15 protein-coding genes are annotated in these 16,303 nt (G+C 69.5%); 8 read left to right on the top strand and 7 right to left on the bottom strand.

Annotated features, from left to right (window positions below; all coding sequences use genetic code 11):
* Positions 1-55: 55 nt before the first annotated feature.
* Entirely contained in the window at positions 56-349 is a 294-nt protein-coding gene (locus AB0N82_RS11280; RefSeq protein WP_056231545.1) for a DUF4193 domain-containing protein, read from the top strand.
* On the opposite strand, the gene AB0N82_RS11275 is transcribed toward AB0N82_RS11280, so the two are convergent.
* Positions 324-815: a DUF3093 domain-containing protein gene (locus AB0N82_RS11275; protein WP_363391626.1), complete on the bottom strand. Its 492-nt coding sequence runs from the start codon at positions 813-815 to the stop codon at positions 324-326. The genes AB0N82_RS11280 and AB0N82_RS11275 overlap by 26 nt on opposite strands.
* A 12-nt stretch (positions 816-827) precedes the next feature.
* Here AB0N82_RS11275 and dut point away from each other — a divergent pair, with 12 nt between their 5' ends.
* The 6 genes from dut (at position 828) to dxs (ending at position 8,076) form a co-directional block, all read left to right on the top strand.
* Positions 828-1,283: a dUTP diphosphatase gene (dut, locus tag AB0N82_RS11270; protein WP_363391623.1), complete on the top strand. Its 456-nt coding sequence runs from the start codon at positions 828-830 to the stop codon at positions 1,281-1,283.
* On the top strand, positions 1,280-1,924 hold the full coding sequence (locus tag AB0N82_RS11265; protein ID WP_315995707.1) for a DUF3710 domain-containing protein: 645 nt from the start codon (positions 1,280-1,282) through the stop codon (positions 1,922-1,924). Before dut ends, AB0N82_RS11265 begins: the two co-directional genes overlap by 4 nt.
* Complete coding sequence (locus tag AB0N82_RS11260) at positions 1,921-2,676, top strand: DUF3159 domain-containing protein (protein ID WP_315995708.1); 756 nt, start codon at positions 1,921-1,923, stop codon at positions 2,674-2,676. The genes AB0N82_RS11265 and AB0N82_RS11260 overlap by 4 nt, the downstream gene beginning before the upstream one ends.
* A 133-nt stretch (positions 2,677-2,809) precedes the next feature.
* Positions 2,810-5,650, top strand: a complete 2,841-nt coding sequence (gene acnA, locus AB0N82_RS11255; RefSeq protein WP_363391619.1) for an aconitate hydratase AcnA — start codon at positions 2,810-2,812, stop codon at positions 5,648-5,650.
* A 134-nt stretch (positions 5,651-5,784) separates the two neighbouring features.
* Entirely contained in the window at positions 5,785-5,964 is a 180-nt protein-coding gene (locus AB0N82_RS11250) for a hypothetical protein (protein WP_315995710.1), read from the top strand.
* Positions 5,965-6,126: 162 nt separating this feature from the next.
* Positions 6,127-8,076: a 1-deoxy-D-xylulose-5-phosphate synthase gene (gene dxs, locus AB0N82_RS11245; protein WP_315995711.1), complete on the top strand. Its 1,950-nt coding sequence runs from the start codon at positions 6,127-6,129 to the stop codon at positions 8,074-8,076.
* A gap of 339 nt (positions 8,077-8,415) precedes the next feature.
* Here the strand turns inward: dxs and AB0N82_RS11240 are convergent, their stop codons facing one another.
* The 4 genes from AB0N82_RS11240 to AB0N82_RS11225 form a co-directional block, all read right to left on the bottom strand.
* Positions 8,416-10,554 (bottom strand): 3-hydroxyacyl-CoA dehydrogenase NAD-binding domain-containing protein, encoded by a 2,139-nt coding sequence (locus tag AB0N82_RS11240; protein ID WP_363391615.1) that lies wholly within the window; start codon positions 10,552-10,554, stop codon positions 8,416-8,418.
* On the bottom strand, positions 10,551-11,759 hold the full coding sequence (locus AB0N82_RS11235; RefSeq protein ID WP_363391612.1) for a thiolase family protein: 1,209 nt from the start codon (positions 11,757-11,759) through the stop codon (positions 10,551-10,553). Before AB0N82_RS11235 ends, AB0N82_RS11240 begins: the two co-directional genes overlap by 4 nt.
* Before the next feature lie 71 nt (positions 11,760-11,830).
* Positions 11,831-13,027, bottom strand: a complete 1,197-nt coding sequence (locus AB0N82_RS11230) for an HRDC domain-containing protein (RefSeq protein ID WP_363391609.1) — start codon at positions 13,025-13,027, stop codon at positions 11,831-11,833.
* Complete coding sequence (locus AB0N82_RS11225; RefSeq protein ID WP_315995715.1) at positions 13,020-13,610, bottom strand: DUF3000 domain-containing protein; 591 nt, start codon at positions 13,608-13,610, stop codon at positions 13,020-13,022. Before AB0N82_RS11225 ends, AB0N82_RS11230 begins: the two co-directional genes overlap by 8 nt.
* A gap of 25 nt (positions 13,611-13,635) precedes the next feature.
* Between AB0N82_RS11225 and AB0N82_RS11220 the strand changes: the two genes are divergently transcribed.
* Positions 13,636-14,844 (top strand): alpha/beta fold hydrolase, encoded by a 1,209-nt coding sequence (locus tag AB0N82_RS11220; RefSeq protein ID WP_363391606.1) that lies wholly within the window; start codon positions 13,636-13,638, stop codon positions 14,842-14,844.
* Positions 14,845-14,904: 60 nt separating this feature from the next.
* Here AB0N82_RS11220 and AB0N82_RS11215 read toward each other — a convergent pair whose 3' ends face one another.
* Positions 14,905-15,345, bottom strand: a complete 441-nt coding sequence (locus AB0N82_RS11215) for a SufE family protein (protein WP_315995717.1) — start codon at positions 15,343-15,345, stop codon at positions 14,905-14,907.
* Between the two features lie 34 nt (positions 15,346-15,379).
* A complete protein-coding gene (locus tag AB0N82_RS11210; RefSeq protein ID WP_315995718.1) occupies positions 15,380-16,282 on the bottom strand; it encodes a sulfurtransferase in 903 nt (300 codons plus the stop codon).
* Positions 16,283-16,303: the final 21 nt, after the last annotated feature.

The following is a 16,303-nucleotide window of genomic DNA, read 5'->3' as shown; positions in this document are numbered from 1 at the left end:
TCGGGCACCCGATGGGGCACAGCACCACGAAAACCGGAAGTAGAGACCCGCACGCATGGCAACCGATTACGACGCACCGCGCAAGACCGAGGACGACAGCGAGTCGATCGAGGCCCTCAAGGAGCGCGTGCCCGACAAGGCGTCGGGGTCGATCGACAACGAGGATGCCGACAACCCCTCGGGCTTCGAACTGCCCGGCGCCGACCTCTCCGACATCGAGCTGGATGTCGTCGTCCTGCCCCCGCAGGAGGACGAGTTCACCTGCATGAACTGCTTCCTCGTGAAGCACCGCTCTCAGATCGCAGAGGAGAGCGGCCCCGGCTTCATCTGCCTGGAGTGCGCAGCCTGAGCTGAGCACGCTGGATCGCCGCGACGAGGCGATCCGGCGTGCGGGTGGACACCACCCACGACGGGGTCGGGTCGTCGGGATCGGTCACGGGAATCGTGACGATGCCGTCGATCCCGCCCCGGATGACATGCCAGGCCCGATGGTCGAGACCACTTCCACGGGCTATGCGGGCCTCCTCGGCGACGACGCCGGCGGGAACGCCCAGGAACTCCACCGGGATGTGCGCGCGACCGGCGCGCAACTCGCCGTCGCGCACCTCGACGACGGGTGAGATCGCGAGGAGACCGACCACGATCGCCACCGACACGATGAGGCCGATGAACAGCGCCAGAGTCGTATCGAGCGGCGAGAAGACGACGGCGGCCATGGGACCGCACACGGCGGCGGCGACGAGCGCCCACAGCGACGGGCTCAGACGCTCTCGATACTCGACTGCGGTGCGGATGCCGCACCCCCTCTTCTGCATTACCCTCGTGGGGTGACCGAAACGGTGGACGTCCCAATTGTCGCATCCGAGCCCCCGGTCTTCGCCCACCCCGGCGACGCCGGCGCCGACCTGACCGCCGCCGAGGCGGTTCGTCTCGAGCCCGGACGCCGCGCCCTCGTGGGCACCGGTGTTCGCATAGCCCTTCCCGAGGGCCACGCCGCCTTCGTGGTTCCGCGCAGCGGTCTGGCCGCCAAGCACGGCATCACCATCGTCAACGCGCCCGGAACGATCGACGCCGGATACCGCGGCGAGATCAAGGTCGCGCTGCTGAACACCGACCTCGACGAGGCCTACGACATCGCGGTCGGAGACCGCATCGCCCAGCTCATCGTGATGCCCGTCCCGCCCGTGCGCTTCGTCCCCGTCGACGAACTCCCCGAGAGCGTGCGCGGCGAAGGCGGTTTCGGATCGAGCGGATACCAGAGCCTGCAAGGGAGCACCCGATGACCGACGAGTCGCAGACCACCCCCACGCCCGAAGGGTCCGAGACCACGGAGCCCGGGACCGAGCTGGCTCCGCCCGCGAAGAGCGCCCCGGTCGACCGCGACAGCGCGGGACCCTTCGACGAAGCCGAAGCGAACCCCGTCCGCCCCTACATCGACCTCGGCGGTATCAAGATCCTTCCGCGCGAGGGCCTGAACCTGCGTCTCGAGGTGGAGGAGCAGACCAAGCGCATCGTCGCCGTGGGGCTCGACTACGCCGACTCGACCCTGCAGGTGCAGCCCTTCGCCGCTCCGCGCTCGAGCGGGCTGTGGGAGGAGACGCGCGAGCAGATCCGCCAGCAGGTCAAGCAGCAGGGCGGACGCGTCGAGGAGCGCGAAGGCCCCCTGGGTCCCGAACTGCTCGCCGAGGTCCCGGTCATGGCGGGAGCGGACGGCGCGGGGAAGCGTCTCGCGCGCTTCGTCGGCGTCGACGGCCCGCGCTGGTTCCTGCGCGGAGTGGTCGGGGGAGCAGCGACGAGCGACGTCGAAGCCGCCGCCGCGGTCGAAGACCTCTTCCGCTCGATCGTCGTCGTCCGGGGAACGTCGCCGATGCCGCCGCGCGACCTGATCCCCCTGCGGATGCCGTCGAGCCCCGCGACCGCATGAGCGAGGAGTCCTCGCGCTCGACGTCGGACTCCGACCGCGTGCCGCTGCAGCCACCGTCCGCCGCCGACAGCATGGGAGCAGCCCTCGGCAACGCCGCGCGGCGCGCCGGCCTCGACCCCGCGGCGCACGCCAGTACCGGAGCGGCGGTGTGGTCCGCGATGGGCGGGTGGCGCGGCATCCTGGAGTCGGTGCTGCCGTCGCTGGCGTTCGTCGTCCTCTTCACCGTCACGATCGACCCCGAGACGCGACAGGGCAACCTGTGGCTGAGCCTCGGCGTCTCCGTCGGGCTCGCCGTGGTCTTCACCCTCGCCCGGCTGATCGCGAAGTCGCCCCCGAGCGCCGCGATCGGCGGACTGCTCGCCACCGTCGGAGCCGCCGTCCTGGCCCTCGTCACCGGTCGCGGGCAGGACAACTTCGTGCTGGGCTTCTTCACCAACGGCGCCTACGGCACGGCGTTCCTCGTCTCGGCGCTGGTCGGATGGCCGCTCATCGGCCTCGCCGCGGGATACCTGCTGGGCGAGGGGACGCGCTGGCGCTCCGACCGGCGCAAGAAGCGCGCCTACACGTGGCTCTCGCTGGCGTGGGCGGCCCTCTTCGCCGCGCGCCTCGCGGTTCAGCTCCCGCTCTACTTCGCGGGCGACGTGACCGCGCTCGGGACGCTGAAGATCGTCATGGGCCTGCCGCTCTTCGCGCCGATGCTGGCCGTGACGTGGCTCGTGGTCCGATCTCTCTCGCCACGCCGCGAGTCCTGATATTATCTTGACATCAAGATAAATCCGTCCCCCCGATCGGTTAGGCCGACCTTCCTGGAATCGGCTGCGCAGCGCGGGGAAGATGGAGAAATGCGGGCCGACGCCTGCGCATTCGCCGACGAAGGAGACGATCGTGTCCACGGTTGACAGCTTCGGTGCAAAGAGCACCCTGACGGTCGGCAGCACCGACTACGAGATCTTCCGGATCGACACGGTCGCCGGTCACGAGAAGCTCCCCTTCAGCTTGAAGGTGCTGCTGGAGAACCTGCTCCGCACGGAGGACGGTGCCAACGTCACCAAGGAGCAGATCGAGGCGCTCGGCTCGTGGGTGCCCACGGCCGACCCCGACACCGAGATCCAGTTCACGCCCGCCCGCGTCGTGATGCAGGACTTCACCGGCGTCCCGTGCATCGTCGACCTCGCCACCATGCGCGAGGCCGTCACCGCTCTCGGCGGCGACCCGAACAAGATCAACCCGCTCTCGCCCGCCGAGATGGTCATCGACCACTCGGTCATCGCCGACCTCTTCGGCAGCGAGAACGCCCTCGAGCGCAACGTCGAGATCGAGTACGAGCGCAACGGCGAGCGGTACCAGTTCCTCCGCTGGGGCCAGACGGCATTCGACGACTTCAAGGTCGTCCCCCCGGGAACGGGCATCGTCCACCAGGTCAACATCGAGCACCTGGCCAAGGTCATCTACGACCGCTCGGTCGACGGCGTGCTGCGCGCCTACCCCGACACCTGCGTCGGCACCGACTCGCACACCACGATGGTCAACGGCCTGGGCGTGCTCGGCTGGGGCGTCGGCGGCATCGAGGCCGAGGCGGCCATGCTCGGCCAGCCCGTCTCCATGCTCATCCCGCGCGTCGTCGGCTTCAAGCTCAGCGGCGAGATCCCCGCGGGCGTCACCGCGACCGACGTCGTGCTGACGATCACCGACATGCTGCGCCAGCACGGCGTGGTCGGCAAGTTCGTCGAGTTCTACGGCGAGGGCGTCGCTTCGGTGCCGCTCGCCAACCGCGCCACCATCGGCAACATGAGCCCCGAGTTCGGCTCGACCGCGGCGATGTTCCCCATCGACGACGTCACGCTCGACTACCTGCGCCTCACCGGTCGCGACGAGCAGACCGTCGCCCTCGTCGAGGCGTACGCCAAGGAGCAGAAGCTCTGGCACGACCCGGCCCGCGAGCTCGTCTTCAGCGAGTACATGGAGCTCGACCTCGGGACCGTCGTCCCCTCGATCGCCGGACCCAAGCGTCCCCAGGACCGCATCCTGCTCTCCGAGGCCAAGAACCAGTTCGAGAAGGACATCCTCAACTACGCCGGCACGTCGGTCTCGGACTCGATCGTCGACCTCGAGGTCGACGGCACGTTCCCGGCATCCGACCCGGGCTCGGTCCCCGGTGAGGAGCACGAGGAGGTCACCGAGAGCGAGGTGCTCATCTCGTCGGGTCACCCCGCGAACGCGTCGAACCCCGTCAAGGTCACCACGCCCGACGGGCAGTCGTACCTGCTCGACAACGGTGCCGTCACACTCGCGGCCATCACCTCGTGCACGAACACCTCGAACCCCTCGGTCATGATCGCGGCGGGTCTGCTCGCCAAGAACGCCGTCGACAAGGGTCTGAAGCGCAAGCCGTGGGTCAAGACGACGCTCGGCCCCGGCTCGAAGGTCGTCACCGACTACTACGAGAAGTCCGGTCTCGACAAGGCGCTCGAGGGTCTCGACTTCTACACCGTCGGCTACGGCTGCACGATCTGCATCGGCAACTCGGGCCCCCTCATCGAGGAGGTCTCCGAGGCGATCAACGAGAACGACCTCGCCGTCACGGCCGTCCTCTCGGGTAACCGCAACTTCGAGGGTCGCATCAGCCCCGATGTGAAGATGAACTACCTGGCTTCTCCGCCGCTGGTCGTGGCCTACGCCCTCGCCGGCTCGATGAATTTCGACTTCGAGACCGACGCCCTCGGCAAGGACCAGAACGGCGACGACGTCTTCCTGAAGGACATCTGGCCCGCGCCCGACCAGGTGCAGACCATCATCGACGCGTCGATCTCGCGCGAACAGTTCATCCAGCAGTACGCCACCGTCTTCGAGGGCGACGAGCGCTGGAAGAACCTGCCCACGCCTACCGGCCCCGTCTTCGAATGGGATGCCGACTCCACCTACGTCCGCAAGGCCCCGTACTTCGACGGCATGTCGATGGAGCCCTCGCCGGTCGCCGACATCACCGGTGCGCGGGTCATGGCGACCCTCGGTGACTCGGTGACGACCGACCACATCAGCCCGGCCGGCAACATCAAGGCGGGCACGCCCGCCGCGCAGTACCTGACCGAGCACGGCGTCGCGCAGAAGGACTTCAACTCCTACGGCTCGCGCCGCGGGAACCACGAGGTCATGATCCGCGGCACGTTCGCGAACATCCGCTTGAAGAACGAGCTGACGGCGGCGGTCAACGACGGCGCGGTCGTCGAGGGCGGCTACACCCGTGACTTCACGCAGCCCGGCGGCCCGCAGTCGTTCATCTACGACGCGAGCCAGAACTACCAGGCGCAGGGCACCCCGCTGGTGATCTTCGGCGGCAAGGAGTACGGCTCGGGCTCGTCGCGCGACTGGGCGGCCAAGGGCACGAACCTGCTCGGCGTCAAGGCCGTCATCACCGAGAGCTTCGAGCGGATCCACCGTTCGAACCTCATCGGCATGGGCGTCGTGCCGCTGCAGTTCCCCGCGGGCGAGAGCTGGAAGTCGCTGGGCCTCGACGGCACCGAGATCGTCTCGATCGAGGGCATCGAGCAGCTCAACGAGGGCGTCACGCCCAAGACGGTGAAGGTCACCGCCGAACCGAGCGAGTTCTCGCCCGAGGGCAAGCAGACCGTCACGTTCGACGCCGTGGTCCGCATCGACACCCCCGGTGAGGCCGACTACTACCGCAACGGCGGCATCCTGCAGTACGTGCTGCGCTCGCTCGTCTGAGCGACATCCGTCAGGTGCCCCGGGAGCCTCGCGCTCCCGGGGCACCTTCGTTTTCCCCTCGGGTAGATTCGACGGATGACGATCTGCCCACGCCAGCCCCGCCCGGGGCCGGCGACGAACGAGGGGACACCTCTGTGCGCAGATCATTCGCCAATGCCGTCTTCCGCCTGACGGGTCACCGTCTCTGCTGCGGCCGCATCCCGGAGTGGGCCGCCCACGTCGGTCAGCCCTGGCGGCCCATCGACGAAGCCCCGCTGAATCTCTACAACGTGATCTGGCGCCTTCAGACCACGCTGCGGGGGTGGATGGACTGACCAGCGGGGCGACACCGCGGCTCTCGCGGTGTCGTCCCTGCGCCCGCGAAGGCGGACACTACCGGAGCGCGATCGGCAAGCCGTTGCCGGGCCCTCCGCACCCCCCGAGACTAGAATCGACAGACGCGCAGACCCCTGCGCGCCCCGCACGAGAGGAGTCACATGGCTCTCCTACCCGGCATCCACGGCCCCCGTGACCTCGACAGCCTGAACCCCGACGAGCTGCGTCAGCTCGCCGCCGAGGTCCGATCCTTCCTCGTCGAGAACGTCGCCCGCACCGGCGGGCACCTGGGTCCGAACCTCGGCGTCGTCGAGCTCACGATCGCCTTGCACAAGGTGTTCGACTCGCCCGCGGATCCCATCATCTTCGACACCGGACACCAGTCCTATGTGCACAAGATCCTCACCGGGCGCCAGGACTTCGAGAACCTCCGCTCGCGCGGTGGACTCGCCGGCTACCCCCAGCGCTCCGAGAGCGAGCACGACGTGGTGGAGTCATCGCACGCCTCCAGTTCGCTCAGCTGGGCTGACGGCGTCTCCCGGGCGTTCAGCCGCACCGGCCGCCGCGATCGCCACGTCATCGCCGTCGTGGGCGACGGTGCCCTCACCGGCGGCATGACGTGGGAGGCGCTGAACAACATCAGCGACGACAACGACCGCAACCTCGTCATCGTCGTCAATGACAACGGACGCTCGTACGCCCCCACCATCGGCGGCATGGCGCGCTACCTCAACCGTGTCCGCACGAACGAGGCGTACCGCACCCTGCACCGCGGCTCCGACACGCTCTTCCGCCGACTGGGTCCGGCGGCCCGCGCCGTCTATCGCGGCGTCCGTGGAGGCACCCACGGCTTCCTCTCGCGCTTCACCAACAACGAAGCGCTCTACAGCAACCTCGACATCAAATACCTCGGCCCGATCGACGGGCACGACTTCGAGTCGCTCATCGAGACGCTCGAACTGGCGAAGTCGTACGGTGCCCCCGTCATCGTCCACGCCATCACCGACAAGGGCAGCGGCTACGCGCCGGCCATGAGCGACGAGGCCGACCAGTTCCACGCGGTGGGCAAGATCGATCCGATCACGGGCGAAGCACTCGGTTCCGGTGGCGGGGTGCAGTGGACCGATGTCTTCGCGGAGGAGCTCGTCACGGTCGGCGCCGAACGCGATGACGTGATCGCGATGACGGCGGCGATGCTGCGCCCCACCGGCCTGCAGAAGTTCGCCGAGCGCTTCCCCGAGCGGGTGTACGACGTCGGCATCGCCGAACAGCACGCCGTGGCATCCGCCGCCGGCCTCGCCTTCGGCGGGCTGCACCCCGTCGTCGCCATCTACGCCACCTTCATGAACCGCGCGTTCGACCAGGTGATGATGGATGTCGCGCTGCACAAGGCCGGCGTCACCTTCGTCCTGGACCGCGCCGGTGTGACCGGCCCCGACGGCCCCAGCCATCACGGCATCTGGGACCTGGCGATGCTGCAGCTGGTTCCCGGTATCCGGATCGCGGCCCCGCGCGACGCCGCCCGTCTGCGCGAGGTGTTCCGCGAGGCCACCGCGGTCGAGGATGCCCCCACTGTCGTGCGTTATCCCAAGGGCAAGGTCAACGACGACGTCGAGGCGATCGAGCGCCTGCATGACGGAGTCGACGTCCTCAGTCGCGGTTCGGGTGAGGACGTCCTCCTGGTCGGCATCGGCCCGATGGTGCACCTGGCCCTCGAGGTCGCGGAACGGCTCAAGGCGCAGGGCATCGGCGCCACCGTGATCGACCCGCGCTGGGCCATCCCCGTGCAGCCCTCGATCGTCGACCTGGCGCGGGAGCACCGTCTGGTCATCACCATCGAGGACGGCATTCGCGTGGGCGGTGTCGGCACGCGGGTCCGTCAGGTGCTGCGCGAGGCCGGAGTCGACACGGCGGTCGACGAGCTCGGCATCCCCGATGAATTCATCGATCACGCCACGCGCGAGCAGATCCTCGAGGATGCCGGTCTCACGGCGTCGAAGATCGCCCACGACGTGGTGGCCCAGGTGCTCGGCACCCGCATCCCCATGGCCCGCCAGACGCCCACCGGCTCGATCCCGACGATCGAGGAGTGGGAGAAGTCGCGCCCGTAGGCGCGTGAGCAAGCGCGAACGGGCCGGGATGCCGATATCCCGGCCCGTTCTGCATGTTCGGCGCCGATCCGCCGTCACCAGTACAGGGGAGGCGACGAGAACAGGCTGAGATCGCAGCAAGCGGCCTGTCCTCGTCGCACAGCCTGTTCTGGTGATCATGCCGCGGGCACGCCTCGCGCACCCTGCCGTCACGAAAACAGGGCGATGCACCGAGAACAGGCCGAAACGGCCGGAACCGCCCTGTCCTCGTCGCGCACCCTGTTCTGGTGACGGCGCTCGACTTGCGCGAACGACGACGGCGCCGCCCCCGAGGGGACGACGCCGTCGCGAGGGAGAGTCTCAGCCTCCGATGCCGCGGATGGGCGGGTGGTGGAACGTGTCGCCGAAGGCGCGCTCCGACGCCCCCTCGCGGTCGAGGTAGGGCGAGGCCCCACCGTCGATGAAGGGCCAGCCGGCGCCGAGGATGAGGCACAGGTCGATGTCCTGCACCTCGGGGACCACGCCCTCGTCGAGCATGATCTTGATCTCCTGCGCGAGGCCGTCCTGCACGCGGGCGAGGATCGTCTCGGGCGCGACGGGCGTCTTGCCGGCGACGAGCACCTTCTGCGCGGCCTTGGTCCAGCCGGTGACACGGCCGCCCTTGTCCTTCTCGACGACCTCGGGGAGAGCGGCGAGCTCGTGGAAGTTCTCCGACGAGAAGAATCGGTCGGGGAACGCGTGCGCCATGGTGTCCTGCACGTGCGCGGCGACCTTCCAGCCGACGAGGTCGATCAGCTGGAACGGACCCATCGGCAGGCCGAGCGGCGCGAACGCCTTCTCGACGACCGTGATCGGCGTTCCCTCGTAGACTGCCCGGGCCGCCTCGCCCATGACCTTGGCCAGCAGACGGTTCACGACGAAGCCGGGCGCGTCCGCGGTGAGCACCGCGTTCTTACCGAGGCCCTTCGCCACGACGAACGCCGTCGACAGAGCGGCGTCGGAGGTGGCATCCGTCTTCACGACCTCGATGAGCGGCATGACCGCGACGGGGTTGAAGAAGTGGAAGCCCACGAGACGCTCCGGGTTCTGCAGCACCGAGCCGATTTCAGCCACGGAGAGCGACGAGGTGTTCGTGGCCAGGATGGCGTCGTCGGCGACGATCTTCTCGATCGCGGAGAACACCTCCTGCTTCACGCCGACCTCTTCGAAGACGGCCTCGATCACGAAGTCGCAGTCCGCGAACTCGCTGCGGTCGGTCGTGCCGTGCACGAGCGCGCGCAGCTGGTTGGCGGTGTCGCCGTCGAGGCGCCCCTTGGCCTCGAGCTTGCCGATCTCGTCTCGAATGGATGCCACGCCCTTGTCGACGCGTCCCTGGTCGAGGTCGGTGATGATCACCGGCACCCGGAGCTTGCGCACGAACAGCAGCGCGAACTGCGAGGCCATGAGACCCGCGCCGATGACGCCGACCTTCGTGACCTTCTTCGCCAGCGCCTTGTCGGGGGCCCCGACCGGACGCTTCGCGCGCTTCTGGACGAGGTCGAAGGCATACATGGATGCCGCGAACTGGTCGCCCGTGATGAGCTCGGCCAGCGCCTCGTCCTCGCGGGCGAAGCCCTCGGCCTTCGTACCGCTCTTCGCCTTGTCGAGCAGGTCGAGCGCGACGTAGGGGGAGCGGGGCACGGTGCCGATCTTCGACTCGAGCATTCCGCGGGCCATCTTGATCGCGATGGGCCATTTGGTCAGGCGCTCGAGCTTGCCCGGCTCGCTCTTGCGCTCGACCTTGACGCGGCCGGTCAGCACGCCGTCAGCCCACCGCAGCGAGTCCTCGAGGTAGCTGGCCGCCGGGAAGAGGGCATCCATGATCCCGAGGTCGAAGGCCTGCTGGGGCTTCAGCATCCGGTTCTGCTTGAGCGGGTTCGAGATGACGACCTCGAGCGCATTCTCGATGCCGATGAGGTTCGGCAGCAGGTAGGCGCCGCCCCAGCCGGGGATGATCCCGAGGAACACCTCGGGCAGCGCGATCGCCGCCGCCGAGGAGTCGACCGTGCGGTAGGTCGAGTTCAGCGCGATCTCGAGGCCACCGCCGAGGGCGAGGCCGTTGACGAACGCGAACGAGGGCACGCCCAGCTCCGACAGCGAGCCGATCACCTGGTGTCCGCGCTGCGCGATGAGGCGGGCGACCTCCGTGGAGGGCAGCTTCGCGACATCGGACAGGTCGGCACCGGCGGCGAGGATGTACTGCTTGCCGGTGATCGCGACGGCGTGGATCTCGCCCGCGGCGGCGCGCCTCTTGAGCGTCTCGAGCGTCTGCCCGAGTTCGGCCAGGGTCGCGGGCCCCAGGGTGTTGGGCCGGGTGTGGTCGCGCCCGTTGTCGAGCGTGATCAGCGCCAGCACGTTGCCCGAGGGCAGACGCACGTCGCGGACGGGGGAGTGGGTCACGACCTCGTCCCCGGTCAAGGCGTCGAGAGGCGAGAAGTCGATCGAGGTGTAATCGGTCACTTGCGCTTCTTCTTTCCGTCGAAGAACGGGTTCTCCCAGATGACCGAGCCGCCCTGGCCCAGGCCCACGCACATCGCGGTGAGGCCGTAGCGCACGTCGGGTCGCTCGGCGAACTGCGCCGCGAGCTGGATCATGAGGCGGACTCCGGATGCCGCGAGCGGGTGCCCGACGGCGATCGCGCCGCCCCACGGGTTCACGCGCGGGTCGTCGTCGGCGATGCCGAAGTGATCGAGCAGCGAGATCACCTGGATCGCGAACGCCTCGTTCAGCTCGAAGAGCCCGATGTCGTCGATCGTGAGTCCGGCCTTCTTCAGCGCCTTCTCGGTCGAGGGGATCGGACCGATGCCCATGATCTCGGGCTCGACGCCGGCGAAGGCGAACGACACCATGCGCATCTTGGGCGCGAGACCGAACTCCTTCACCGCGCCGGCGCCGGCGAGGAGGCTGATGGTCGCCCCGTCGGTCAGCGGCGACGACGTGCCGGCGGTCACCCGACCGTGGGGGCGGAACGGTGTCTTCAGCGTCGCGAGACCCTCGACCGTGGTCTCGGGGCGCCGCCCCTCGTCCTCGGTCGCGAGGCCCCAGGCACCGTCGGCATCCTTCACCGCCACCGGCACGAGATCGGGCTGGATCTTCCCGGCCTCGTATGCCGCCTGGACCTTGTGCTGACTCGCGGCGCCGAAGCGGTCGGCACGCTCCTTGGTCAGGTGCGGAAAGCGGTCGTGGATGCGCTCGGCCGTTACCCCCATGTTGAGGGCGCCCGGGTCGACGAGCTTCTCGGCCACGAAGCGGGGGTTGGGGTCGACGTTGCCGCCGATGGGGTGGCGTCCCATGTGCTCGACACCGCCAGCGAGGGCGAGGTCGTACATGCCGACGCCGATCGAGGCGCCCATGGTCGTCACGCTCGTCATGGCGCCGGCGCACATGCGCTCGATCGCCAGCCCCGGCACGGTCATCGGCAGACCCGCGAGGATCGCCGCCGTGCGCCCGAGGGTCAGCCCCTGATCACCGGTCTGCGACGTCGCGGCGATCGCAACGTCGTCGATCCGGTCCTTCGGCACGTCGCCGTTGCGCTCCATCAACCCGATGATCGCTTTGACGACCAGGTCGTCGGCGCGGGTGTTCCAGTACATGCCCTTCTCGCCGGCGCGCCCGAAGGGGGTGCGCATTCCGTCGACGAAGAAGACGTCCGTCATCTCGGCCACTCTGCCTCCATAGTTTGGGATGACCCCAGCCTAGGAAGAGCACTCGACCGCGCCGAATCGGTTGTCCGAACCTACGAATCCGTGCCAGGGGCCTCGTCGGTGGGTTTGAGGGAAGCTACAAAGCTATCGACGATCACCTGTGCAGTCTGGTCAATCTGCCACGGGCGTGCGCCGAGATCCGCGAGAGCGGCCCCGACGTTCTCGACCGTGAAGTCGGCCGGGGGCGCCCATGCCAGACGGCGCAGCGACTCGGGGGTGAGCAGGTTCTCGGTCGGCATCCGCAGCTCCTCCGCCCGCGCCTCGACCGCGGGACGCGCGGCCTTGAGGCGACGGTCGGCCTCGGGGTTGCGGTCGGCCCACGCGCGCGGCGGCGGAAGGGTGTCGCTGGGTACCCGGTCGGCGGGGAGGTCCGTGGTCTCGCGTCCCGCCACGATGGCGTTCCACCAGCGGTCCAGCTGCGTACGGCTCGCCCGACCGTTGAACTCCTTGACCGCCGCGAGCGCCTGCTTGCTCGAGGGATCCGCCAGGACCGCCGCCACCAGGGCGCGATCGGGCACGAGCCGACCGGGAGCGACGTCCTGCTCGCGGGCGTAATCCTCGCGCGCCTGCCACAGTGCCCGGGCGATCGCGAGGGAGCGGCGCCCCCGCACGGTGTGCAGGCCGCTCAACCGGCGCCACGGGTCATCGCGCGGAGGCTTGGGCTCGCGATCGAGCACGGCCTGGAACTCCTGCCGCGCGAATTCCGTCTTCCCCTGCTCCGCCAGCTCGGCGACGAGCACGTCCCGCACGTCGATGAGGTGCTCGACGTCGAGACCGGCGTACTCGAGCCAGGATGCCGGCAAGGGGCGCGTCGACCAGTCCGCGGCAGAGTGCGCCTTGGCGAGCGTGATGCCGAGGGTCTGCTCGACGACGGCGCCGAGACCCACCCGCTCGTGGCCGAGCAGGCGCGAACCGAGCTCGGTGTCGAAGATCACCGGCGGCTCGAGACCGCGCTCGCGCAGCGACGGCAGATCCTGGCTGGCCGCGTGGAAGACCCACTCCGCCTCGCCGATCGCGTCCTGCAGGGGGGAGAAGTCGTCGATCGTCGTGGGATCGAAGAGGAACACGCCGGCATCCCGGCGGAACACCTGGATGAGATAGGCGCGCTGCGAATAGCGGAAGCCCGAGGCCCGCTCGACGTCGACCGCGACCGGCCCCGTTCCGGCGGCCAGCGCCTCGCACGCGGCAAGGAAGCCCGCAGCATCCTCGATGACGATGTACTCAACCACGCGTGGGCCTCCGGGCTCCGAACACGGCAACGCCCTCCGACCCCGGGGGGAGGCCGGCGAGCATGCACACGAGCTCCGCCCACGCCTCGAGGTGCGGGCGGAAGGGACCGCGCGGCGACCATGACGCGCGAAGTTCGATCTGCGACCCCTCACCCTGGGCGGCGAGAGCGCCGAACCCGGTCGAGAGGGTCTTGGTGGCGGTGCCCGACTCGGAATGACGGTCGGCTCCGCGCGAGTCCAGCGCGTCGATGAGCCACGACCAGGCGACGTCGGCCAACAGAGGGTCGACCCCGATCTCCGGCTCGAGCGGCGCCTGGGCGAAGCAGACGATGCGCCACGCCCCTCCCCAGGGCTCGGGCTCCTCGGGGTCGTGCAGGAGGATGAAGCGACCGGTGCCGAAGGGCGAGTCGGTGGCGTGCTCCTCGGGGCGCACATCACCGGCGAGGGCGAGCGAGAAGGGCGCCAGACCCGCCGGGGAGGGGATCTCCCGCACGACGAGGTCGTCACGGAACGTCGTGGCACGCACCTCCTCGGCGGCACGCGCGAACGGTCCGGCGGCCTCCGCCGGGCGATGGTCACTCACGGCAGCAGACTAGAGTGAGGCCTCGATGAACGCTCCCAGGCGCGCCGCGGGTCCCCGCGCATCGCGGCGCCGCATCACCGGTTTCCGCATCGCCCTCTCCTCCCTGGGTCTCGCCCTGGCCGCCTCGGCGGGCGCACTCAGCGCCGTCTCGCTGCGCGTCGCCCGCACCGTCGTGCGCCCGGCCGGCCGTCGCCCCGACACCCGCATCCTGCGCCTGGACGCCGCCGCGCAGACCATCACCCTGGCGCGAACGCCCGACACCGCGCTGCCCGGCCGATACGGACTCTTCACCGTCGGTTCGGCCGAGTACCTGCGCCTCGGCGCCATCGTCGGCAGCGAAGAGACGAGCGTCACCCGCAAGCTGCTCACCCACGTCGCCGCCGGCGGTGATCTCGCTGCCGAGGCCGCATTCAGCGGCTGGTACTACGACCAACCCGGTCAGCTGCATCTGCCGTTCCATGATGTCGACATCGAGACCGGAGTGGGCCCGTGCCCCGCGTGGGAGTTCCCCGCCTCCGACCCCACCGACGTCTGGGTGATCCAGGTGCACGGTCGCGGCACCACCCGCGCCGAGACCCTCCGCGCCGTCCCGGTCTTCCACGCGCTCGGCATCACGAGCCTCGTCGTGTCGTATCGCAACGACGGCGACGCCCCGACGAGCCCCTCGGGCACCTACGGCCTCGGCGCGACCGAGTGGCGCGACCTGGATGCCGCGATCGGGTACGCCCGACGGCAGGGGGCGCGCCGCGTCATCCTCATGGGATGGTCGATGGGCGGTGCGCTCGCCCTGCAGGCGGCCCTCGAGTCGCCGCACGGCGACGTGATCGCCGGTCTCGTGCTCGACTCGCCCGTCGTGGACTGGCGCACGGTCCTCGCGTTCCAGGGACGCATGATGCGTCTGCCCGCGCCGGTCATCGCGCTGGCCCAGACCACGATCCGCTCCGGCTGGGGCGCGGCGATGCTGGGCGCTGACGAACCCATTCCCCTCGATCGGCTCGACGTGGTCGCCCGCGCGCGGAGCCTTCGGCATCCCCTGCTCATCCTCCACAGCGACGACGACGGCTTCGTCCCGTCGGACGCCTCGCACGCGCTCGCGACGGCCCGGCCCGACCTCGTCACGATGGAGACGTTCACGACCGCCCGCCACACCAAACTGTGGAACTTCGACGAGACGCGCTGGTCCGACGCCATCGCGCGATGGCTGCGCGAACGGGGTCTTTCCCGAGCGAGCTGATCCCGGATGCCGGAACCCGGCGGGAACACCGAGATCGGCTCGACCCCGAGGGGGAGCGCTTCAGGCGGCGCGCTTGGCGCGCACCTGGCGCTTGGCACGCATGAGCATGCCGGTCATGCCGGCGATGCGGAGCGGGCTCACGGCGCGGGTGAGACCGATGCTCTGCGGGAAGTCATCGGGCACGGCGAGCATCTCGTCGGCGCTCAACCCGGTCAGCCCCTGCGCGAGGATGCTGGCGAACCCGCGCGTGGTCGGCGCCTCGGCGGGCGCCGTCGCGTGCATCGCGACGCGGTCGTCATCGTCGACGGTGACGATGATGAACACCGGCGACTGGCATTCCGCCACCCGTTCAGCGAGCTCCGGGTGATCCGCGTACTCCGCGGGCACCTCGGGCAGCTCCTGGGAGAACTCCAGCAGCAGCTGCAGGCGGTCGGGCTCGTCGAGCTCGAGGAACTCCTCGCGGATCTCGGCGAGGCGGGCGGGGAGGGCGATTTCGGACATCACCGTCATCCTCCCACGCCCACCGCGGCCGGGCTCAGCGACCCGGGACCTCACCCGGCTCGGCGCCGGCGACGATCGGCACGCGCACGGCGCTGCCCCACTCGGTCCACGAGCCGTCGTAGTTGCGCACGTCGTCGAAGCCGAGCAGGTGCTTGAGCACGAACCAGGTGTGGCTCGAGCGCTCGCCGATGCGGCAGTACGCCACGATCTTGTCGCCGTCGGCCAGGCCCGCACCGTCGCGGTAGATGGCATCCAGTTCGGCACGCGACTTGAAGCCGCCGTCCTCGGCGACGGCCTTGCCCCACGGCACGCTCTGCGCGCTCGGGATGTGACCGGCGCGCAGCGCGCCCTCCTCGGGGTAGGCGGGGGCCGTGGTGCGCTCGCCGGAGTACTCCTCGGGGGAGCGCACATCGATGAGGGGGTTGCCGAGGTGGGCGAGCACGTCGTCCTTGTAGGCACGCAGCAGGGAGTCGTCGCGCTCGACGACCGGGTAGTCGGTGGGCTCGACGACGGTCTTTTCGGTGGTGAGGGGGCGTCCCTCGGCGATCCACTTGTCGCGGCCGCCGTCCAGCAGCCGCACGTCCTCGTGGCCGAACAGCGAGAACACCCAGAGGGCGTACGCGGCCCACCAGTTGTTCTTGTCGCCGTAGATCACGACGGTGTCGTCGCGGGAGATGCCCTTGCCGCTCAGCAGCTTCGCGAAGCCCTCGCCGTCGACGTAGTCGCGCACGACGGGGTCGTTGAGCTCGGTGTGCCAGTCGACCTTCACCGCCCCGGGGATGTGACCCGTCTCGTACAGCAGCACGTCCTCGTCGGACTCCACCACGACGAGCCCCGGCGCCCCGAGACGCTCCTGCAGCCATTCACCGGTGACGAGTCGGCCGGGCTCGGAGTACTCGGCGAATTTGGGGGAGGTGGTGTCGATCTCGACGGTCACGGAGAACTCCTCTTGTCGGGG

Source organism: Microbacterium sp. NPDC089186, assembly GCF_040685115.1.
Classification (GTDB): domain Bacteria; phylum Actinomycetota; class Actinomycetes; order Actinomycetales; family Microbacteriaceae; genus Microbacterium; species Microbacterium galbum.
Note: the sequence above shows the minus strand (reverse complement) of the source record. Positions and strands in the feature narration are given on the sequence as shown.